The 21,731-nt window shown below is 48.1% G+C and carries 20 protein-coding genes; 8 read left to right on the forward strand and 12 right to left on the reverse strand.

Translation table 11 applies throughout. The annotated features are described in order from the left end of the window. Positions 1–26: 26 nt before the first annotated feature. Genes AC3AP5_RS09790 through AC3AP5_RS09805 form a run of 4 tightly spaced genes read left to right on the forward strand, consistent with a single transcriptional unit; the run spans position 27 to position 4,362 of the window. Complete coding sequence (locus AC3AP5_RS09790) at positions 27–1,031, forward strand: adenosine kinase (RefSeq protein WP_487326638.1); 1,005 nt, start codon at positions 27–29, stop codon at positions 1,029–1,031. A 35-nt stretch (positions 1,032–1,066) separates the two neighbouring features. Next, a complete protein-coding gene (gene ahcY / locus AC3AP5_RS09795) occupies positions 1,067–2,452 on the forward strand; it encodes an adenosylhomocysteinase (RefSeq protein WP_006956886.1) in 1,386 nt (461 codons plus the stop codon). Between the two features lie 2 nt (positions 2,453–2,454). Beyond that, positions 2,455–3,036: a GNAT family N-acetyltransferase gene (locus tag AC3AP5_RS09800; protein WP_348671160.1), complete on the forward strand. Its 582-nt coding sequence runs from the start codon at positions 2,455–2,457 to the stop codon at positions 3,034–3,036. Between the two features lie 3 nt (positions 3,037–3,039). Continuing rightward, positions 3,040–4,362, forward strand: coding sequence for an NAD(P)/FAD-dependent oxidoreductase (locus tag AC3AP5_RS09805; protein ID WP_487326639.1), 1,323 nt, complete (start codon positions 3,040–3,042; stop codon positions 4,360–4,362). Positions 4,363–4,375: 13 nt separating this feature from the next. Here the strand turns inward: AC3AP5_RS09805 and AC3AP5_RS09810 are convergent, their stop codons facing one another. From AC3AP5_RS09810 to rplU, 8 genes are all read right to left on the reverse strand, one after another. Further along, on the reverse strand, positions 4,376–5,521 hold the full coding sequence (locus AC3AP5_RS09810) for an ABC transporter permease (RefSeq protein ID WP_006956889.1): 1,146 nt from the start codon (positions 5,519–5,521) through the stop codon (positions 4,376–4,378). Next, on the reverse strand, positions 5,521–6,255 hold the full coding sequence (locus AC3AP5_RS09815) for an ABC transporter ATP-binding protein (RefSeq protein ID WP_006956890.1): 735 nt from the start codon (positions 6,253–6,255) through the stop codon (positions 5,521–5,523). Before AC3AP5_RS09815 ends, AC3AP5_RS09810 begins: the two co-directional genes overlap by 1 nt. A 1-nt stretch (position 6,256) precedes the next feature. Beyond that, the gene (locus tag AC3AP5_RS09820) at positions 6,257–7,756 is read right to left on the reverse strand and encodes an alpha/beta hydrolase (RefSeq protein WP_487326640.1); all 1,500 of its coding nucleotides are present in this window, start codon (positions 7,754–7,756) and stop codon (positions 6,257–6,259) included. A gap of 144 nt (positions 7,757–7,900) precedes the next feature. After that, on the reverse strand, positions 7,901–8,278 hold the full coding sequence (locus AC3AP5_RS09825; RefSeq protein WP_487326641.1) for a DUF3718 domain-containing protein: 378 nt from the start codon (positions 8,276–8,278) through the stop codon (positions 7,901–7,903). Between the two features lie 114 nt (positions 8,279–8,392). After that, complete coding sequence (gene folA / locus AC3AP5_RS09830; protein WP_487326642.1) at positions 8,393–8,893, reverse strand: type 3 dihydrofolate reductase; 501 nt, start codon at positions 8,891–8,893, stop codon at positions 8,393–8,395. A 22-nt stretch (positions 8,894–8,915) separates the two neighbouring features. Then, the gene (cgtA, locus tag AC3AP5_RS09835; protein ID WP_286681476.1) at positions 8,916–10,082 is read right to left on the reverse strand and encodes an Obg family GTPase CgtA; all 1,167 of its coding nucleotides are present in this window, start codon (positions 10,080–10,082) and stop codon (positions 8,916–8,918) included. Between the two features lie 104 nt (positions 10,083–10,186). Beyond that, on the reverse strand, positions 10,187–10,444 hold the full coding sequence (gene rpmA / locus AC3AP5_RS09840; protein ID WP_006956701.1) for a 50S ribosomal protein L27: 258 nt from the start codon (positions 10,442–10,444) through the stop codon (positions 10,187–10,189). 18 nt (positions 10,445–10,462) lie between these two features. Further along, positions 10,463–10,774 (reverse strand): 50S ribosomal protein L21, encoded by a 312-nt coding sequence (gene rplU / locus AC3AP5_RS09845; RefSeq protein WP_110574123.1) that lies wholly within the window; start codon positions 10,772–10,774, stop codon positions 10,463–10,465. Between the two features lie 216 nt (positions 10,775–10,990). Here rplU and ispB point away from each other — a divergent pair, with 216 nt between their 5' ends. Continuing rightward, positions 10,991–11,962, forward strand: coding sequence for an octaprenyl diphosphate synthase (ispB, locus tag AC3AP5_RS09850; RefSeq protein WP_487327309.1), 972 nt, complete (start codon positions 10,991–10,993; stop codon positions 11,960–11,962). Between the two features lie 71 nt (positions 11,963–12,033). Here ispB and mdh read toward each other — a convergent pair whose 3' ends face one another. Then, complete coding sequence (gene mdh, locus AC3AP5_RS09855) at positions 12,034–12,966, reverse strand: malate dehydrogenase (RefSeq protein ID WP_006956704.1); 933 nt, start codon at positions 12,964–12,966, stop codon at positions 12,034–12,036. 122 nt (positions 12,967–13,088) lie between these two features. Here mdh and argR point away from each other — a divergent pair, with 122 nt between their 5' ends. Next, positions 13,089–13,568: a transcriptional regulator ArgR gene (argR, locus tag AC3AP5_RS09860; RefSeq protein WP_272978592.1), complete on the forward strand. Its 480-nt coding sequence runs from the start codon at positions 13,089–13,091 to the stop codon at positions 13,566–13,568. A gap of 16 nt (positions 13,569–13,584) precedes the next feature. Here the strand turns inward: argR and AC3AP5_RS09865 are convergent, their stop codons facing one another. Further along, positions 13,585–14,520: a Dyp-type peroxidase gene (locus AC3AP5_RS09865; RefSeq protein ID WP_272978590.1), complete on the reverse strand. Its 936-nt coding sequence runs from the start codon at positions 14,518–14,520 to the stop codon at positions 13,585–13,587. A gap of 107 nt (positions 14,521–14,627) precedes the next feature. Here AC3AP5_RS09865 and AC3AP5_RS09870 point away from each other — a divergent pair, with 107 nt between their 5' ends. Next, a complete protein-coding gene (locus AC3AP5_RS09870) occupies positions 14,628–16,385 on the forward strand; it encodes a DUF885 domain-containing protein (RefSeq protein ID WP_272978588.1) in 1,758 nt (585 codons plus the stop codon). A gap of 72 nt (positions 16,386–16,457) precedes the next feature. Here AC3AP5_RS09870 and AC3AP5_RS09875 read toward each other — a convergent pair whose 3' ends face one another. Together AC3AP5_RS09875 and AC3AP5_RS09880 are read right to left on the reverse strand one after the other, a co-directional pair. Beyond that, on the reverse strand, positions 16,458–19,517 hold the full coding sequence (locus tag AC3AP5_RS09875; protein WP_272978586.1) for an efflux RND transporter permease subunit: 3,060 nt from the start codon (positions 19,515–19,517) through the stop codon (positions 16,458–16,460). Then, positions 19,517–20,590, reverse strand: a complete 1,074-nt coding sequence (locus tag AC3AP5_RS09880; protein ID WP_487326643.1) for an efflux RND transporter periplasmic adaptor subunit — start codon at positions 20,588–20,590, stop codon at positions 19,517–19,519. Before AC3AP5_RS09880 ends, AC3AP5_RS09875 begins: the two co-directional genes overlap by 1 nt. Before the next feature lie 134 nt (positions 20,591–20,724). Between AC3AP5_RS09880 and AC3AP5_RS09885 the strand changes: the two genes are divergently transcribed. Then, positions 20,725–21,600, forward strand: coding sequence for a LysR family transcriptional regulator (locus AC3AP5_RS09885; RefSeq protein ID WP_272978583.1), 876 nt, complete (start codon positions 20,725–20,727; stop codon positions 21,598–21,600). Positions 21,601–21,731 lie beyond the last annotated feature (131 nt).

Consider the following 21,731-nt stretch of genomic DNA (forward strand, 5'->3'; position numbering starts at 1 on the left):
GCCCTAATAAGCAACCGAAAGTAATTATGAAAACCATTGATGTAATTGGCATCGGCAACGCACTCGTCGATCAGGAATTTGAAGTCAGCGAAGACTTCCTAGCCAAACACCATTTGGAAAAAGGCATGATGGCACTCATTGAGGAAGAGGATCAGAATAAACTGATCGCCGAGCTCAGTACGATGGGTGACCTTAAAAAGCAATGTGGCGGTGGCTCTGCGGCTAACTCGTTGGTCGCATTTGCACAGTTTGGTGGCTCAGCTTTTTATTGTTGTAAAGTCGCTAACGATGAAGCGGGCGATTTTTATCAACGTGACCTAGAGCACGTCGGTATTCAAACTAACCTCACCAGCCAAAATAATGACGGTACCACAGGTCGTTGTTTAGTGATGGTCACCCCCGATGCCGAGCGCACGATGCGTACACATCTTGGTATTACTGCCGATTTGTCGACTCATGAACTTCATCCTGAGGCAATTGCCGCTGCGAAATACCTCTACATCGAAGGATACTTAATTACTTCTGAAATCGCCCGTGAAGCTATTGCAGAAGCAAAACACGTTGCCCGCGAAAATGATACTAAAATTGTCATGACTTGTTCCGATCCCGCGATGGTTAAATACTTCCGCGATGGTATCGATGAAATTCTAGATGGCGGTGTCGACTTGATGTTCTGTAATAGAGAAGAAGCCGAACTTTTGACAGGTGAGACGGATCCACACGCCGCTGCACAACGTTTATTAAACTGCGCATCGACCGTTGCTATCACACTCGGTAAAGAAGGTGCGTTAATTGCTGATTCTGAGCGTCAGATTCATATTCCAGGCGTTCCTGTTCAAGCGGTCGATACTAACGGCGCAGGCGATATGTTTGCCGGTGCCATGCTATACGGTATTACTCAAGATATGGAACTTGAGCAAGCGGGTCGACTCGCCAGTTTAGCAGCAGCAGAGCTTGTCACTGAGTTCGGCGCGCGCTTGAGCAAAGAGCGTCAACAGCAACTTTTAGAAAAGCTGCTAAGCTACGCTTAACACCCATTTTTTATGCAAAGGATAACGGTAGCATTATGAGTTTAAACGATCCTAAGTTCACCGATTTTAAAGTGGCAGATATTAACCTGGCTGATTGGGGCCGCAAGGAAATTGCCATTGCTGAATCTGAAATGCCCGCTTTGATGACTATTCGTCGCAAATATGCGGACGAGAAACCGCTTAAGGGCGCCCGTATTATTGGTTGTATCCACATGACCATTCAGACGGCTGTACTTATCGAAACTTTGGTTGAACTCGGTGCGGACGTGCGCTGGTCTTCTTGTAATATCTTCTCAACCCAAGACCACGCAGCCGCGGCCATTGCTGCAGCCGGCGTTCCAGTCTTTGCTTGGAAAGGCGAGACAGAAGAAGAATACGAGTGGTGCCTAGAGCAAACCTGTAAGAAAGATGGCGAGCTTTGGGATGCAAATATGATTTTGGATGATGGCGGCGACTTGACGCTAATGATCCACGAGCAATTCCCAGAAATGTTGGAGAAGATCCACGGTATTACCGAGGAAACCACAACGGGCGTTCACCGCCTCCTTGATATGCTCAAGCAAGGCACCCTGCGTGTACCTGCTATTAATGTCAACGACTCAGTAACTAAGTCGAAAAACGATAACAAATACGGCTGCCGCCATTCATTGAATGATGCCATCAAGCGCTCGACTGACCACTTAATGTCAGGCAAAAAGGCGTTGGTCATCGGCTATGGTGATGTAGGTAAAGGCTCTGCAGCGAGCTTACGCCAAGAAGGCATGATCGTTAAAGTCACAGAAATCGACCCGATTTGTGCAATGCAGGCGTGTATGGACGGTTATGAAGTGGTCTCGCCATACATTGACGGCGTCAATAGTGACGACGGTAGCACCATCAATAAAGCGTTGTTGGGTAACATCGACTTATTGGTTACCACGACAGGTAACGTGAACGTTTGTGACCGCCACATGTTAGCAGCGATTAAGTCGACCGCCGTGGTGTGTAACATTGGCCACTTCGATAACGAAATCGATACCGCGTTCATGCGCAAAAACTGGCGCTGGGAAGAAATTAAGCCACAGGTTCATAAGATCTACCGTTCTGATGACGACAACGACTACTTATTGTTGCTGGCTGAAGGTCGCTTAGTGAACTTGGGTAATGCAACGGGCCACCCTAGCCGTATTATGGATGGCTCTTTTGCCAACCAGGTGCTCGCACAAATGCACTTGTTCCAGCAGAAATTTGCCGACATGTCGATTGAGCAGCAAAAAGAATACTTGCGTGTTGAAGTCTTGCCTAAGCAGCTTGACGAAGAAGTTGCACGCTACATGGTGCAAGGCTTTGGTGGTGTGATCACGCGCTTGACTCAACAGCAAGCTGATTACATCCATGTTGAGGTCGAAGGTCCTTTCAAAACTGACGAGTATCGGTACTAATAATGCAAGACGAATTGATTATTCGCCCTATAACGGCCGCTGATTCAGCGGCCGTTATTAGTTTGGCAAACGAAGTTCACGGCGATAACTACCTGAATGAGGAATCTCTCGCGGCGCTACTCAACGCAGGCACAGTGGGTGACATTAATCTTTCATTCTTAGCGGAAAAGGCAGGCGAAATACTCGGTGTTCGGCTTACGGTCGCGCCGGGACAGTGGCCTATCGACGAGGCATGTACACCCGCCGCATGGCAGGTTTCGCCTGAGTATATTTGCTACTTTAAATGTGCTGCCGTTGCCGAGAATGCTCGCGGCTTAGGCGTTGGTAAAAAATTGCTGTCAGCTAGTATCGAGGCCGCCAAAAAGCTCGGTTGCGAAGCAGGACTCGCGCATATATGGATGCAAAGTCCGAACAACAGCGCTTATGGCTACTTCAGTGCCTGTGGCGGTGAACTAATAACCACGCATGCTAAACGTTGGTATCAAGCTTCGATTGAAGACGGCTATTACTGCCCCGTATGCGATGGTACTTGCTACTGTAAAGCCGGTGAAATGATACTCTATTTTTCATCTGAGCGACTTTAGTCCATGTACGATCCGCTTAATGACACCGAGCTCCCCAAGGCAGCGCCACGTGCAGGCTATTGGGCAGGTCATCCAGTCAAATGGCCAGCGAGTTTAAATCAGCTGCCTAAAGCGACCGATGCACTCGTCATTGGTGGAGGCTATACGGGATTAAATGCAGCGATTGAACTGCGTGCACAGGGACGTGAAGTCACTGTCATCGATGCTCAGCAATTAGCTTGGGGGTGTTCAAGCCGCAATGCTGGCTTTGTCATGAAAAGTACCGGCCGGCTCGGCTTGAAGCACTGGCACGATAGCTTCGGTGAGGATGTCGGCTACGCAATGGCGAACGAACATCAACTTGCCCTTGAGCGCATCAGAGCGCATGTAAAGCACTGCCCTGATCAATGTGACCTGCGCGAAGGTGGCTACGTCAAACTGGCACATAATAAAGGGGCGGTTAAAGCCCTAAGCGCGCAGTACCAATTCCTGCGTTCGATTCAACAGCCGGTGACATGGCTCGATAAGCAGCAGGTTGCCGATACCATCAAGACACAACATGGCTTTGCGGGTCTGAAGTTTGATGATTGCTTTGCTATCAATCCAGTAAAACTAGCCGCTAGCGTCGCTCGCCAAGCTCATCAAGCAGGCGCACAGCTAATAGAACACTGTGCGGCGACCACAATGCACCGTTCGGACGAGGGGTGGCGGGTAAACACAGCACGAGGCGAAATCGTGGCGCGTGATGTACTCTTTGCTACGAATGCATACACCACACAAAGGCTGTTCCCTGACCTTGCACAACGTAATTTGCCCGTGGTTTCTAGCGTGATTGTTACGCCACCGCTGAGTCGCGCGCAGCTCGATGCGACGGGGCTCAAAGACGACTTCGCTTACATGGACACGCGCGTACTTAAGTATTACTTTCGCTTACTGCCAGACGGTCGACTATTATTCGGTGGTCGTGGTGCGATTCGAGGCGCCCATGCCGAGAGTCCCCGCTACGCTAAACGTCTACTCGCCGCACTTCATGCCAGTTTCCCGGCCTTAAAGGACATCACGCATTGGGATGACTTTTGGAGCGGTTGGGTCAGTGTGTCTTTGGATGATTATCCGCGCATCATGCAACTCGACAACAATGTTTTTGCTAGCATGGGGTACTGTGGCGCGGGCGTTAGCTTTAGCGCTTTAGCGGGTAAAAGGCTAGCGGAAAAAGCCTGCGGTTTGCCGTTACCTGCTCTACCGTATTATCAGTCGAACCTTAAACCGTTTCCGTTTGCTGGCTTTCGTCGCGTTGGGCAGTGGGCGTTTTATCATTACGGACGGCTACGGGATATGTGGGGCTAACACCCCACAATGCTTATAGTCCAAACACGGTTTTTTCGCTCTTTAGCATACGTCCGATTAAATAAGTTAATAACACGGCCACTACTAACGTGAATACCGCGCTTACACCTGCTCCTAACCAATTCACTGTCTCACCCCGGATTAAAGACAAGAAAGTTTGATGCTGCCCCGTTAATGGCAAATAGTAAAGCAATGGCGTTTTTAGACGAGCAAACTCGACACCAAACGACGCCGCCATCGGGATAATCAGCAGAAAGCTAATATAGGTTTGCGCTTCTTTAAAGTTCTTCGCTCGAAAAGACACGAATAGTTGCAGACTCGTTGCTAACAATGCCAATGGCACTAATGCCAAAAACATGATTAGCAACATCTCTAAACTGAAATCAACGCTCATGCCAATTTGATGGAGCGGTACAAAACTAAATATAATAGGAATAAGGATCAGCGACAGCATGGCTCCAAATAACGCGAAGCAGGAGGCAGCAAGCACCTTACCAATGACGATCGCCTGCGAGCTGACTGGCTGAGATAATAAAAACTCAAGCGAATTACGTTCGCGCTCGCCGGCGCTAATATCGATCGCCACATTCATGCCAGACCAAAATACCGAAAGTAAGATAAACACTAGCACGCTGCCCATGATAAGCGCGGCTTTAGAGCCCCGCGTCGCCATGTCTTGTTTCGCTACCTGAACCGGCTGGATAACGCGTGGGTCAATGCCTCTTAAAATCAGTCGATAATTAGCTATTTGAGCGGAGTAGGCTTGTAGCGCCTGCTCTACCCTTTTTATATCACTTTGCTGTTTTTGCGCGGACCAGTCTGCACGTAATGTCACCGCTATGGGAGTGGCGGAGGCAATGGCTTCAGCCCAATTTTCTGGAATCGAGAGTTCGATGGGTGTCACCTCAGCCGGCCAATCGGTGTCACGTTCTACGATTCCATTCTCACGCAAATGCTCAATCAATTCAGGCGCATACTGCTTACCGTCTATGCTTATTTTGACATCGCTCGGATCGGTTAATTGGCTAATCAAAAAGAAAAATGCAACCGCCATCAGCATCGGACCAAAGAAGGCATACGACATTGCCGCAAGTACTGAACGCTTATCGCGGAGCGCATCCTTGAACTCTTTTTTCCATATCGTTTTGTAAGCGCTCATTAGGCTGCTATCCCCTCGTCACTGCCAATAATCTTGACGAACGCATCTTCAAGAGCGGCTTCACCGGTTAACTGGCACAATTCATCCGGCGTTCCCTCGGCTGCAACTTTGCCAGCTGCCATCACTACCACTCGGTCACACAACGCAGCCACCTCTTGCATAACGTGACTGGAAAATAAAATACAGGTGCCTGCCGCACGTTGTTCACGCAAAATATCGCGCAAAATCCGCGTGCTCATCACATCAAGACCGCGACTCGGTTCATCTAAAATCAGATGTTTAGGATTGTGAACCAACGCCTGTGCCAAGGCAACTTTCATCCGTTGCCCCTGCGAGAATCCAGCTGATTTCCTGTCAGCCAGAGAGGCGATATCTAGGCGCTCGATAACGTTATCAACACTGTGCTCAAGTTGTTCAGCTTGTAGTCCATGTAACTCGCCAAAGTAGCGCACTTGTTCGCGTACTGTTAAGCGTTCATAGAGACCAAATTTGTCGGGGAAAATACCCAAGTTGCTTCGCGCCTGCAACGGGTATCTGTTGGCATCCACACTTTCGATTAACGCTTGCCCGGAGTCGGCACGAAGTAATCCATAAATAATGCGAAGGCAAGTTGTCTTACCTGCCCCATTCGGCCCTAAGAGACCGGTAATTTCACCATCACGGGCCGAGAATGTCAGCTCACTCAACGCGCTTACTGTCTTGAAGGACTTACTTATCGATTTTACTTCGATCATGTTAAAGCCCCTCTCCGTTAGCATTGAGCACAAAAGGTGCTAGTTTTCTTTGCTTTACACATTGAGTATCTAACGCCTCGACGCTACCCGCGCGGACGAATTGCGCGACGATCCTATTAGCACACGTATGTCCCGCAATTGTATGGCCTGCGTATGGAGCTATTACATGCACACTATTCGGTAATGTTCGCGCAGCAATATCAGCCCATCGTGGCGGCGTGACAGGGTCTTGAGTACCCGATAGTAGTAACACAGGCTTTTCGCTTTCAACTGGCTGCGCAAAGGAGCTCGGCGCTGGCGTCGTTTGCCAACCCTGACACAAGTCGACAAATGCTTGACCTGTTTTTCCTCCGATAAACTCATTGTTGGCGTCCTGCTTTAACAAGCTCTCAGTCGCGCGCGGCAAGTCTTCCCGGCATACTACTGAAAGCATCAGACCTAAGTATATCGAGTTTTGAACTGCAGTGGTGGTGCCTCCCATAAGTCCTAAAATCGGCTTATAGTTAGCAGCACGCGCCTCACTGATCGCGTAAGGTAAGAGTTGTCTAGTCGCAGGGTTGTACAACGCCAACCGTACGACAGAGCTAAAACGACCGGGTGTCAGGCGAATCTGCATAGGTTCTGCAGATAACGGATCTTGAGTGTCTACAAGAACACTCTGCTGATCAAGCGACTGCATGACCTGATCATAGTCTTGCTTCAGATTAGGAAACCGTTGCATACAAGGCTTTTGCTGCTGGCAATCTTGCAGCATTTTTTCAAATGCCAAACTGCCGTTGAAGCCAAATGGACCTATCACCACTTGGGGAGGCGCGACGGCATCCAATGTCGCAGTACGAACTGAGTTTGAAGCGTGTTGCAGATATTTCAGCCCAACACGGCTTCCGTAAGAACCGCCGTATAGATTCCACTGCTCAATGCCGAGCGCCTGTCTAACTTGTTCAAAATCACGAATAGTATTTCGCGTATTGTATTGCGATACATCGACATTAGGATACTGTGCTAAGCACTTTGCAGCGAGCTCTGACAGGTCTTGCTCATCGTCGGATCTCACCAGCTCATCCGGCCGATTTACCTCACATGACAGTGGATTACTTTTACCGGTGCCCCGCTGGTCGATCAACACGATATCACGCTGCTTTCTAACATCGGCGAAAATGCGTGCAATCATCGGGGCGAGTTCCGTCGCTGCTTGACCCGGCCCGCCGGCTAAAATCAGTAACGGATCCGGTTGTGCATTCTCTTGGATAGAGGGAATAATCGCGTAGTGAATATCGATTTGTTGGTCATCGGGCTGCTCGTAATTCTCAGGAACCTGGATGTAACCACACTCCATTCGCTCTGAAAAGCCTTTAACAAAACAATGAGTCGCGTCAGTTGAAGTGAGCTGCTCCTGCGCGTTCGACACGCTCGCAAAAAATCCAATCAGCAAGCAACAAAGTGTTTTTATCAGGCGCGAACTTAACCCTCCATGCGGGCTGCGATCATTACCTAAGTTCATGAAAAAGTCCTAGAAATAACGGTGAACGAATATTCTGTTCGTATCACACCTATTTGGCAACAGAAGAATCGAAACAAATTGTTAACGTTCACAAAAAAAGCCTCCAGAGTGGAGGCTTTTTGCAATCTTTTACAGCTTCAATAATTATAAGCCAGCACGCTCTTTAATCGCTGCCGCTATAGGTGAACTGCCATGACCATTTTGCTGTGCCCATTCGTAATCGCCTGAACTTGCCAAGTCATCAACTGAAAGTCGACCAACCATAAAGGTGCCGATATCGTTTGAGCCGTTTGTCATTGCAAATTGCAATAACGACTGACCGTTGCACTGAATGCCCGAGTATACGTCACGCATACGTACACGTGAATCGCGTAACTTTTTCCGCAAACGCATCGTGTCATCGCCTTGTACATACGTACAAAGACTAAGTGCTAGTTCATTTTGTGCTTTAGCCGGCTGGCTGAAAGATACGCCCGCAATTGCCGTCGCGGCAATTAACGAACTTAAGATGAATGATTTCATTGTGTGACCCCCATCACTTACAACTGTTCACTTTTTCGCCGCGAATAATACTATGAAACGCTGACCCAATCAACGAAGCAAGTCGGAGTAACGCTTTGAAAAAACAACACTTTATTAACTTTCTTTGTCGAGTACTTTAATAGTATAGGCAGGTACTTGATCATCCGAGGCGGCAACAAATTGCCGCTTAAGTTCTTGCCAGCTATGCGCTTTTTGATAATCTGGGAAGTATGTATCGCCTTCAACATCTAATTCGATTTCGGTAACATATAGACGGTCGCAATACGGGAAAAAAAGTTCATATATTTTTCCTCCACCAATAATCATCAACTCTTCAGCATCCCCAGCGGCGGCAAACGCTTGGTCGACACTTGCCACCCAAATTACGCCATTATCGGGGTCTTGGTGTCGATCGGGTTGCGAAGTTAATACAATATTCTTACGTCCTGGCAAGGGACGACCCAATGATTCAAACGTTCGCCGACCCATAACAATCGGCTTACCTAATGTAACTTTTTTGAAATATTGTAGCTCATTAGGAATATGCCATGGCATCGCGTTGTCCTTTCCTATGACTCGATTATTCGCCATCGCGGCTATCATAGAAACTTTCATTGAATGTCGCCCTTTTTAGACATTACTTTTGGTAGATGACTTCGACACCGTCGTCATCATCATCGTCGTCATCAAAATCGTCTTCATCTTGATACTCTTCCAACACTTCATCATGGTACGTATCCCATTTAAAGTCGACGGCTTCTTCCTCTTGCGCTTTTTGCGCTTCTTCATGAGGTGAAGGCAAAGTATCAATATACTCGACGACATCATGACACAACTGCTGCGTATTGCGGCCTTCCAATGCGGCGATTTGATACACTGGACCTTCCCAGCCTAATCGCTCAACCAGGTCATCAACTAATTCTTGGCGTTCTTCCTCGAGTACGAGATCAACTTTATTGATCACTAACCAGCGCGGCTTTTCCGCCAACTTAGGACTGTATTTCTCCAGCTCTTCAATGATAACGCGCGCTTGTTCAACGGGATCGCTCTCATCAAATGGCGCTAAGTCGACAAGATGCAATAGCAGACGGCAGCGTTCTAAATGCTTCAAGAACTGTATACCTAAACCAGCACCTTCGGCGGCACCCTCAATCAAACCTGGAATATCAGCGATCACAAAGCTGTGGTGAGCCGCAGGTCGCACAACACCTAAATTGGGTACCAGAGTGGTAAACGGGTAATCCGCGACTTTAGGTTTTGCGGCAGATACCGAACGAATAAAGGTCGATTTACCTGCATTAGGCATTCCCAATAACCCGACGTCAGCCAACAGCATCAATTCGAGCTGAAGTTGTCGTACTTCACCCGGCGTACCATTGGTTTTTTGTCGCGGGGCACGGTTAACGCTGCTTTTAAAACGCGTGTTGCCTAACCCGTGGAAACCACCTTTTGCGACGATGATACGCTGACCGTGGCGTGTTAAATCACCAATCACCTCACCCGTATCGATATCTTTCGCACGAGTGCCCGGCGGCACCTTTAAGGTAATATCTTCACCCCGTTTACCTGTACAATTTTTACTCATTCCGTTTTGACCCCGCTCAGCGCGGTGAAAACGCTCAAAACGGTAGTCAATAAGGGTGTTGAGGTTTTCGTCGGCTTCTAAATAGACATCGCCGCCATCTCCGCCGTCGCCACCATCGGGGCCACCTTTGGGAATATATTTTTCACGGCGAAAGCTGATACAGCCATTACCACCATCACCGGCTTCCACACGGATTTCTACTTCATCTACGAATTTCATGAGCGACTTCTTTTAGAACAATTCTTGAGGATACTAAGGTTAGCACATATGAAAAAGCCCTGCCGTAAAGGCAGGGCTTTTCAAATCTTTTGAGACAGCTGAAATTAGTCAGTGATTACACTGATAAATTTACGGTTTTTGCTGCCTTTAGTTTCGAAAGAAACTTTACCTTCCGCGGTCGCGAATAAGGTGTGATCTTTACCCATGCCTACGTTGCTACCAGCGTGGAATTTAGTACCACGTTGACGAACTAGGATGTTGCCTGCCAATACAGACTCACCACCGAAACGCTTAACACCCAGACGTTTACTCTCTGAGTCACGACCGTTTTTAGTAGAACCACCAGCCTTTTTGTGTGCCATGTGTCGTTACTCCTTAAATTAGCTGTTGATACCAGTGATTTTCACTTCTGTGAACCACTGACGGTGACCTTGTTGCTTACGTGAATGCTTACGACGACGGAATTTAACAATCTTCACTTTGTCGCCACGACCGTGATCAACGATCTCAGCTGTCACTTTGCCACCTGATACAAACGGCGCACCGATTTTTACATCGCTGCCGTCAGAAACCATAAGAACCTGGTCGAACTCAACTACGTCTCCGGTAGCTGCTTCCAGTTTTTCCAGGCGGACGATTTGGCCTTCAGTCACACGGTGCTGCTTACCGCCACTTTGGAATACTGCGTACATAGTAATCTCCACTGCCCATTAGGCACTCGAATTTAAAATAGGTCGCGAATTCTACTGAATAAACAAAAGGATCGCAAGTAGTTTATGGTGTTCTTTTATGATTCATTTGCCCACTTTTTCGAGTTATTCAACGTCGATGCCAATGGCTAGCAACGCACGCTCATATATTGTAACATCCCATCTCCGTTAAATTTACGTAAAGCATCTCATATTATGATGGATCTGAAGTCCATTAACGATCTCGCACAAAAAGACATGCAAGGCGTTAACGCGCTCATTGGCGAACAGTTAAGCTCCGATGTAGCGCTGATCAATCAACTGGGCATGTATATTGTGAATAGTGGCGGTAAGCGACTACGTCCTCTGCTTGCTGTTCTTTCGTGTCGTGCACTCGGTTATGAAGGCCGTGCCCACCTATCGCTGGCGACTATTATCGAATTTATTCACACGGCAACGTTGCTGCATGACGATGTCGTTGATGAGTCGGAACTGCGACGTGGTCGCAAGACCGCTAACGCGGTATTTGGTAATGAAGCCTCGGTACTCGTTGGTGACTTTCTATATACCCGCGCGTTCCAAATGATGGTTCAGCTCGACTCAATGACGATTTTGAGTATTTTAGCGGATGCCACCAACGTGATCGCAGAGGGTGAGGTTTTGCAGTTGATGAACTGTAATGATCCGGACACCACCGAAGCACGCTACTTTGATGTCATTTATGGCAAAACGGCGAAGTTGTTTGAGGCTGCGACACAACTGGCTGGCGTGCTTACCGAACAAGACAGCACAGTGACCGAACAATTGGCTGACTATGGTCGCTATTTGGGCACCGCGTTCCAATTGGTCGACGATCTGATGGATTATACATCCGATAGTCAAACCATGGGCAAAAACGCGGGCGATGATCTCGCTGAGGGTAAACCGACACTACCGCTGTTATACGCGATGTGGCACGGTGATGAAGCTGCTTGCAAGTTGATTCGAGAAGCCATAGAACAAGGTGATGGGCGTGAACATTTAGAAACCGTGCTTGCGGCTATGCACGCCACGGGCGCACTCGAGTACACTCGTCAAAAAGCGCTTGAGGCGGCGCAGCAGGCGCGGGAGAGTTTAGCCGTTTTACCTGAATCAGATTACAAGCAAGCGTTGATCGCGCTGACTCATTTAGCGGTTGATCGCGTCGCATAAATAGGCTCATCACATAAATCAGACATAAAAAAACCGCATGCAAGCATGCGGTTTTTTTGTTCGCTTCGCGATTAAGATGCGAAGTCGATACCTTTTTGGATATCGCCTTTCAAACCGTCGAGCATGTCATCCATGCATTTCTGTTCGAATGCGCTTAACTCACCGTAAGATAGGATTTCTTCTGCACCATTCTTGCCTAAACGAACTGGCTGTGCGAAGAATTTAGCGTTATCACCAGGACCTTCAACGTAAGTGCACTCGATAGTGTCCTGACCTTGCAATCCGTTAACTAATGACAAGCAGAAACGAGCTGCGGCTTGACCCATTGATAGTGTTGCAGAACCGCCGCCTGCTTTCGCTTCAACAACTTCGGTACCCGCATTCTGGATACGGTGAGTCAAATCTTTGATTTCCTGCTCAGTGAACTCAACGCCTTCGACTTGTGACAACAGTGGCAGAATCGTCGTGCCGCTGTGGCCGCCAATTACTGGCACAGTGACATTAGCAGGATTCAAACCACGCAGTTCAGCAACAAAAGCTTCAGAACGGATAACGTCAAGTGTCGTTACGCCGAAAAGTTTTTGTTTATTATAAACGCCCTTTTGCTTCAATACTTCAGCCGCAATAGGAACCGTTGTATTCACTGGGTTAGTAATGATACCGACGCACGCGTCTGGACAGTTATCTGCGACGCCTTCGACAAGGTTTTTAACGATGCCGGCGTTCATGTTGAACAGGTCAGAGCGGTCCATGCCTGGCTTACGCGGAACACCTGCTGGAATCAAAACGATATCGCTACCAACAAGCGCCGACGCTAAATCATCTTTACCGTAACCGGTAACTTTTACGTCAGTTGGGATGTGGCTCAGATCAACCGCTACACCAGGAACAACTGGGGCAACGTCATATAAAGACAGTTCAGAACCCGCAGGTAGTTGAGTTTTTAACAACAAAGATAACGCCTGGCCGATACCACCGGCCGCACCTAATACGGCTACTTTCATCTCAGACTCCGTTTTTATGTTGGATTAGTGACTGCATAAGCATAGAATAGTTATGCGGATATGGCGCAAAACTGTACTCCAATAGGGCTTAAAATACAAATAAACTGATCTAGGCGAAGGGCATGACACAAGCAAAACTACTGGCAGCATTTAAAGCATTATTGAAAGAAGAACGCTACGGTTCACAAGGTGAAATCGTTGAGGCACTCAAGCAACAAGGCTTTAGCAATGTCAGTCAATCCAAGGTTTCGCGTATGCTTAGTAAGCATGGTGCAGTGCGAACACGGAATGCTAAACAAGAGATGGTGTACTGTTTACCCGCCGAAATATCAGTGCCCTCGGCTAAAGCACCATTAAACCAACTTGTTTTGGATATTCAGCACAATGATGTCATGGTCATTATTCGTACTAGCCCGGGTGCCGCACAACTCATTGCTCGCTTACTTGATTCGGTCGGTAAAAAGGAAGGCGTACTTGGAACCATCGCGGGCGACGACACCATTTTTATCGCGCCGTTAAAGGTCTCTGAGATCGATTTTACCTTAGAAAAAGTAAAGTCGTTATTTGAGGCACACTCGGTTGTACCGGACAACGAAAGTTAAATAGCGATTCGCGGGCTCAGCAAGCCGAGCGTTCTACACTCAATGCAAGAAACGCCCGGCTCGGCACGAAGAATGCCGAATTGATTGTGGCTTGCGTGTAATCGAGCAAAGGGTCGTATTGGTTCGAGTCATCTTCTTGATAGCGCTGCTTGAGCCAGTTCACTACGGCCTTTGGCTGGCATGTAAAATACATCGCTAACATACCCTGCTCTCGCGTATCACCCCACGCCATATTTTGCCGTAATAAAGGAATAGGTTGCTCATTTTTATCAAGCAAGCGCGTTTTACTGGCATGAGTGACACCGATAATGTCGGCCTCGGGTAACTTTTCCGAGGTGACTTTATCACGTCCTAATACCTGCTCCTGACGCTCAATACCGAGATAGTCCCAACGCTTTAAATCATGTTTAAACTTTTGCACGAACAGATAACTACTGTGCTCAAACAAGTCACTTTGTTGTTTGTCGATTAGCGCTACATTTCGGCGGCGTAAACCACGTGGATTATCAGGCGCATCAACGAATCCCATCAGATCACGGCCATCGAGATAACGGAAGCTATGAACATGCTCCGCGATTTCGATATCATAACCCAACCACTCATTAAGTGTGCGAGCGGCTAAGTAATTGGCATCATAGCGATCTGATCGGAGGTTAATCAGCAAATCGAACACCTGCTCGGGCGCATCTCTATGGCCCTCTCGCAGCTCGGGGAAGCTACCAAAGCCCTCGGGACGATGCTCAGGATAAAGAATATCCCAATACTCACTGCCAATCGCGATAAACCCATTCAACATCGCTTCCGAGAAGCGATCGCTGAGCTCATCGATAATCGATGGAATACGAGCAATTTTGCGACGCATGACATCCACATCATCGGTCATAACATGGCAAAACAGACTCAGCCCATGTAGATTAGGCTCGTCACAAATTCCGGATTGCGCTTTTAACAAAGTGTATCTCCGTTCCAGTTAAACGTTATTTTAGTTATTTTTACATTCATCGGAACTGCAGGCATTATAGAATGCCTGTAAATCACACAGAATCGCAAGGAAAAATCATGCGCCAATTGATTTTAGCCGCCAGTATTGTCTCACTGGTATCGTGTGCAAGCCAATCGCATACACCGCCGAACGCTGAAACTCATCAAGTCAGTCAGCAAACTTCATTGACCGAGTCGTTTCATACACTGGCCAATACTGTTTGGGAAGACTTATCAGCAAGCCACAAAACGGCATTACCGGACATGTCCCCAGCGGCACTTAATGCGCGTTATCAGAAGCACGCAAAGTGGTTAGCACAACTTGATGCGATTGATGTCAGCCAGCTCAGTTCTCAAGATCGCATTAACCATGCAATGATCTCATATTCACTTAAAAATAGCGTCGACGAGTATCGCTTTAAAGCTCATTATATGCCACTCACTGCAGAGGGCTCATTTCATTCGTCATTGGCGTTCATGCCAGGTAATACGCGGTTTGAGTCGACTCAGGATTATCGCGACTACCTTAGTAAGCTAGCAACTATTCAGCGGTACATGACACAACAAACTAACTGGCTGCGTAAGGCAATTGAGGAAGGCTACACGCAACCGAAAGCAGCGATGGAAGGATTTGAAGAAAGTATCCTTGCCTATATTGTGCAAAATCCTGAGCAAAGTGTTTATTTTGACCCGTTCAAACAACAACCTCGCTTTGTTGATGATGCCACTTGGGCTGAACTGCAACAACAAGCGCGTAACGTCATCGATAACCAGATTATGCCAGCTTACGATGACTACTTTACTTTTATGGTCACCGAGTACTTGCCGAACTCACGTGATTCAATCGGCGCTTATGACTTACCTAATGGAAAAGCGTTTTATAAGAACCGTATCGAGCATTACACGACAACCGACATGACCGCCGAAGAAATCCACGAAATTGGGTTGAGCGAAGTTAAGCGTATTCGTGCAGAAATGGATGAAGTAATTGCGGAATCAGGCTTTGACGGTGATTTTGATGAATTCGTTGAATTCTTGCGTACCGATGATCAGTTTTATGCAGACACGCCGGAAGAGTTGCTCGCAACCGCTGCGCTGGTCGCTAAAAAGATGGATGGTAAACTACCCGGCTTATTCAAAACGTTGCCACGTAAGCCCTATGGTATTGCGCCTGTACCAGACGAGATTGCTCCCAAGTACACAACCGGTCGTTATAAAGGCTCAAACCGTGCTGACCAAGCGGGCTATTATTGGGTAAATACTTATGCATTGGATCGTCGTCCACTGTATCAAATCCCCGCATTGACCTTGCACGAGGCCGTACCAGGTCACCATTTGCAGAATGCAATCGCCGGAGAGATGGAAAATGTGCCAGAGTATCGCCAGCAAACTTATATTTCTGCTTTTGGTGAAGGCTGGGGCTTGTACTCTGAATATTTGGGTTTAGAAGCCGGTTTTTATCAAGATCCATACAGCAACTTTGGTCGCCTAAGCTATGAGATGTGGCGTGCGGCACGTTTAGTGGTAGACACCGGTATGCATGCCATGGGCTGGAGCCGTGAACGCGCAATTGACTTTATGGCGAGCAACACCGCCCTATCGTTGCATAACGTGAAAACTGAAATTGATCGGTATATCACTTGGCCCGCTCAGGCACTGTCCTATAAGCTGGGTGAGTTGAAAATCAAAGCACTGCGCAAGCGAGCAGAAGACGAGCTTGGTAGTGATTTTGATCTACGCGAGTTCCACGATGCGATACTCGAGAACGGCAGTGTGCCACTGGATGTGTTAGAGCAGCATATTAATCAATGGATTGATGACCAAAAGTCGGCCTAACCAAGACGACTGATAGATAAATAAAAGGCTTGCCAAATACGGCAAGCCTTTTTTATGAGCCGATGTTATCGACTACGATGATTTAGGTGTTTTAACTCGCTGCACAACGGCATACATCACTGGGACGACAAACAATGTCAGTACCGTTGCAAAACCTAAACCAAACATAATGACCGTCGCCATACTCGCAAAGAAGTCATCCAGTAATAGCGGTAACATGCCTAATATCGTGGTTGCAGCGGCCATAAATACCGGTCTTACACGACTGACCGAAGCATCCACTAAAGCTTGATACGCAGGCTTACCCTCCTCAAGCTCAACATTTACCTGCTCAAGTAATACCACACCGTTTTTGATTAGCATGCCGGAAAGACTGAGAAAACCTAACAGTGCCATAAACCCGAAAGGCATATTCAGCACTAACAAGCCTAAGGTGACACCCACAATCGATAAGGGCACTGTAGTCCACAACACAGTCGCTAGACGGATCGAATTGAACAACAATACGGTAATAATGAACATCGCGAGAAATCCGAGTGGTAAAGAACCAAATAGTGCTTTCTGCGCTTTATTGGATGCCTCATGCTCACCGCCCCACTCGATAGAGTAACCGAGTGGTAGTTCCATCTGTTCAACTTTGGGTTTTACTCGCGCAAATACAGCCGCCGCCGTTTCGTTACCGAGCACGTCGTGATCGGCCATCACTGTCAGCGTCCGTTTTCTATCACGACGCATAATCAGGGCGTTTTCCCAGACCACATTAATATCTTGAACCACTTGTCCTAGCGGTAAGTAGCGATCAAGCACAGGACTGTATATTTGCAATTCGCGCCAGTTATCCAAGTCAACTCGCTCTTGCGCCGGCGCGCGCGAGATAATCGGTAATAAATCAGTTCCGTCGCGATAAATGCCAACGGTGCGACCTTCAAAATTGGTTTTGAGTAAATGGTCTACATCTTGTTTAGTAATACCCAAACGACGCGCGGCCGCTTCATCAAATTGCGGTCGAAGCAACTTGGTCTTTTGGCGCCAATCATGACGAATATTCATCGCCCCAGGATCGTCGCGTAAAATTGTCTCAGCTTGCTGAGCCAGTTTGCGTAAGACCTCCGGATCAGGACCGCTGATGCGCGCTTCTATCTTAGCGGGCGTTGCTGGACCAATATTGACACGTATGAGTTTATCTTCGACCTGAGGGTGATGTTCTCTTAAATACTGACGTGTCTCTGCCATGACATTCATCATGGTGTCTTTGTCAGCGACCCTTACGATCAACTGCGCGTAACTTTCGTAAGACTTTTCGACCAAGTAAGTCAGGGTAAAGCGCGGCGCTCCCTGACCAACGGTGGTCGCAACTGAGGCGACTTCTGGTTGCGCCAATAAGTATTGCTCAGCACGTCTTGCATCTTGAGACGTAAAACGAATGTCAGTGCCTTCTGGATACCAAAGGTCGACGTAAAACATGGGCGTCGTCGACGGTGGAAAAAATGCCTGTTTAACTTGTTTGAAGCCCACCGCCGAAGTGACCAAGAGCGCCAGCATCGCTAACATGGTCAGCAAACGATGCTGCAAGCACCACGATAATACACGTCGATAACCTTTAAACACCGGATGACCATACACATCATCACCATCCGCCGCCAATTTATCCCCCTCTTTATACATTCGGTCGGCTAAGAATGGAATAAGTGTCAGCGCGGTTATCCAACTGAGTAGTAACGAAATCAACAACACCCAAAACAGGCTTCCGGCAAATTCCCCCGTCGCATCAGAAGATAACCCGATAGGTGCAAAGGCGATAATGCCAATCACGGTGGCACCGAGCAGTGGCCATTGATTCTGGCGAACCACGGTCACCGCGGCTTTAAGCTTGGTTTGTCCGCGTTGCATACCGACCATCATACCATCGGCAATAACAATGGCGTTATCCACCAGCATACCCAGCGCAATGATGAGCGCTCCTAGTGACACCCGCTGGAGGTTGATATCAAAAATATTCATGAAGATGAACGTGCCCAATACGGTTAATAGCAGCACGCCACCAATGAGAATCCCACTGCGAAAGCCCATACTCAGTAAAAGAGCGATAATCACAATGACTACGGCTTCGACCAAATTCATCAAGAAATTATCGACCGAGTTTTCGACCTCGTGTGGCTGGTCGTAAATACGCTCCACGCTCATGCCCACGGGTTGAGCATAGCTCAACTCGTCCAAACGTTGGTTAATACGCTGTCCTACGTCAACCACGTTGACATTATCTGCAAATGAGACGCCTAGCCAAATTGAGGGCTGTCCATTGAAGCGTACAATATGACTGGGAATTTCTTTGGTATCACGGTAAATCTGTGCGACGTCACGTAAGTAAATCCGTTGCTCGGCTCCCGGATTACTAATCACCAAATTAGCAAGCTCTTCCACGGATTCAAATTCACCTGTTGTGGCAATCCGAAAACGCTCCTCGTCTACCGTGACTCGCCCAGCATCGGCCACGGTATTTTGTGTGGTTAGCAAGTTAGCGATACGACTCGTGGGAATACCAACATTTGAGAGCTTAGACCGTGATACTTCAACAATCACCTGCTCTTGCTGTTCGCCACTGGCGATCACTTTGCCGACGCCCTCCACCAGCACCAATTCACGACGTAGGAAGTCTGCGTAATATTCGATGTCTTGATAATCATAACCGTCACCGGTAATGGCGAGCAGCACACCATAAACATCAGCGAAATCGTCACGAATGATCGGTTGTTGTGTTCCTGGCGGTAAATTACGCGCGCTGTCATTGATTTTACGGCGCAATTCATCCCAAATTTGCTCTAGATCATCAGCGCGATAAGTGGACTTCATTTCAACGGTTATTTGCGACAGGCCGGGCTTCGAGATCGAGCGAATATTATCGACGTAACTGAGCGACTGGATGGCATTTTCAAGTGGGTAAGTAACCTCTTCTTCGACTTGTTGTGCCGATGAGCCTGGGTAGGCGGTGATTACCATGGCTTGCTTAATAGTAAACTTGGGGTCTTCAAGTCGCCCAAGCTGTAATAAACTGACAATGCCCCCAACCAGTAGAACAATAAGCAACAGCCAACTACTGGTTTTTCGCTCCATACTGTATTGAGCTATATTCATCACAGCCCCCGCTCACGCTGCCATTCACGCACTTGCTGCTGCGGCTGTAGTTGGTATACACCCGCGCTGACGATACGCTCACCCACTGCGAGCCCATCAGTGACGAGTAGACCCTCGTTGGTCATGTTCCCGACTTCGACGCTTCGCTTTTCGACTTGCATTTGCGCATCGACGACCCATACATAATGTTGGTTATCTTGCTCATCAAACACGGCGGTCGAAGGCACTAACACGCCTTCCAGAGTGCCGCGCATAACTTGCCGTAAATCGACAATAACCGTTGCAGTCATGCCTGGCAGAATATTCAATTCATCGGGGCGAGGTAAGGTAAACACGACCTCATAGGTGTTGGTAGCGGGATCTGCCTGGGAGTCCCACTCTTTCAAATGACCGACAAAGCGTTTTTGTGGCGCAGCATCAAATACTACCGTCGGCTCATAATTAAGGTTTTTATTCACTTGCGCAAAGAGATTTTCCGGCACTTGGATAGAAACATCCACTGCGTTGGCTATTTGCAAAGTCGCAATGGGTTGCTTTGCTTGAACATTTTCGTAGCGCTCAACAGGTCGTTGAGCTATTACACCATCAAAAGGTGCGCGTAGCTCGGTATAGCCTAAGTTAGCCTTGGTGGTTTCATAATTCGCTCGGGCAACAGCCAGCTGCGACTCAATTTGATCGAACTGCGCCTCGGACATCAGCCCCTGCGCAACCAGCTTCTTGTTGCGTTGATACTGTGACGACGCCAAGTCGAATTGCGCTTTTGCTTGTTCCATCGCCAGACGGTAGTCCGTCGGGTCAAGGCGAGCAATGAGGTCGCCTTTTTTGACCTGGGCGCCCGCCCTTACTGGTAGCTCCTTGACCTCACCCGCAACACGAAAGGTCAACTGTGCCACTTCGGCGGCTTCAACGACGGCTGGAAATTGGCGTAGTTGTTCCCCGCCGGCATCTTGCACCGTGACGATCCGCACTGGGCGAGGTGGCTTCTCTGCCGAGACGTTGCTGGATGCAGGTTCGGAACATGCTGTTAACAAAAACGCCGTGCATAGCGTGATGCAGCCAATCATTCGATTCATTTTGGAACTCCCATTGGGCGCAAGTTAATAGGAAAAACTTTGCTTATCGCTTAGTTTAGCGTTAAATTTAATTTAGTTATATTGAAAAAATCTTTTTAACTACTTCAATTTTAATGAATATACTGCATCTTAAAATGATGGCGAGCGTCGCCGCTTCGGGCTCGCTTCAAAAAAGTGCTCAGCAACTGCACCGTAGCCAGTCAGCCATTAGTATGGCACTCAAAAAGCTCGAGCAAGAGGCTGGCTTTGCACTATTTAATCGGGACGGTTACCGTCTGCAACTGACAGCGCACGGTCAACAGTTTTTACGACAAGCTGAAGAAGTCTTGCGCCAGCATGAGCGCTTGGATACGTTATCCAGTCGTTTGCGCACCGGCGCTGAACCCCATTTAACGCTTTGTTTTGACCACACCTGCGATGCGCGTTATTGGTTCGATGCCATAACCTTAGTACAAAGCGAATTTCCCGCCACCGAATTACGCTTTGAAGGCGAATCGCAACTACGAGCCTTGCGACGCATTAATCAGGGTGAAGCCGATCTCGCGATTTGTCCTTGGCTGCCGTTGTTTCGACAGTACGGCGAATTTGAGACACTCAAAGTGAGCCCTTTTCAACTTGTCGTTGTAATGCATAGTCAACTTGGCAAAGAAAATGGCGGTGTGCCTGATAATCGGCAGCAACTGTTGGGGCTACCGATGTTGGTGCCGCAAGTACTCGAAGTCGGTATTAATGTCGACGCTATCCTCAAACTCCCGAGTCAGCGACGTATTCAAACCAGTGACGTGGCGACACAACGAGATATGCTCGTTGCTGGTCTAGGTTGGGGGGCGATTCCTATGCACATGGCCGCACCTTATTTGGCCAGTGGCGAGTTGGTACAAATCGAAATTCCGGGGTTCGTGCAACGGGTCAATTTAGAAGTACACATTATACGTTCGGCAATACGCAGTCCGGGTCCTGCGGCTGAGGCCATTTGGCAAGCATTTGCCGAAAAGACCGTTGATAGCTAAAACCTTCTGTTATTCATAGTATTTATACCCTACATTGTCTGATTTATAGCCGCGTGCCGTGTGAATTAGCGGGAAAATGCGTATAATGCCCGCCACTAGTGAAGTCATTATTTCTCATGCAAACACACAAG

Source organism: Idiomarina sp. D18 (genome assembly GCF_057748155.1).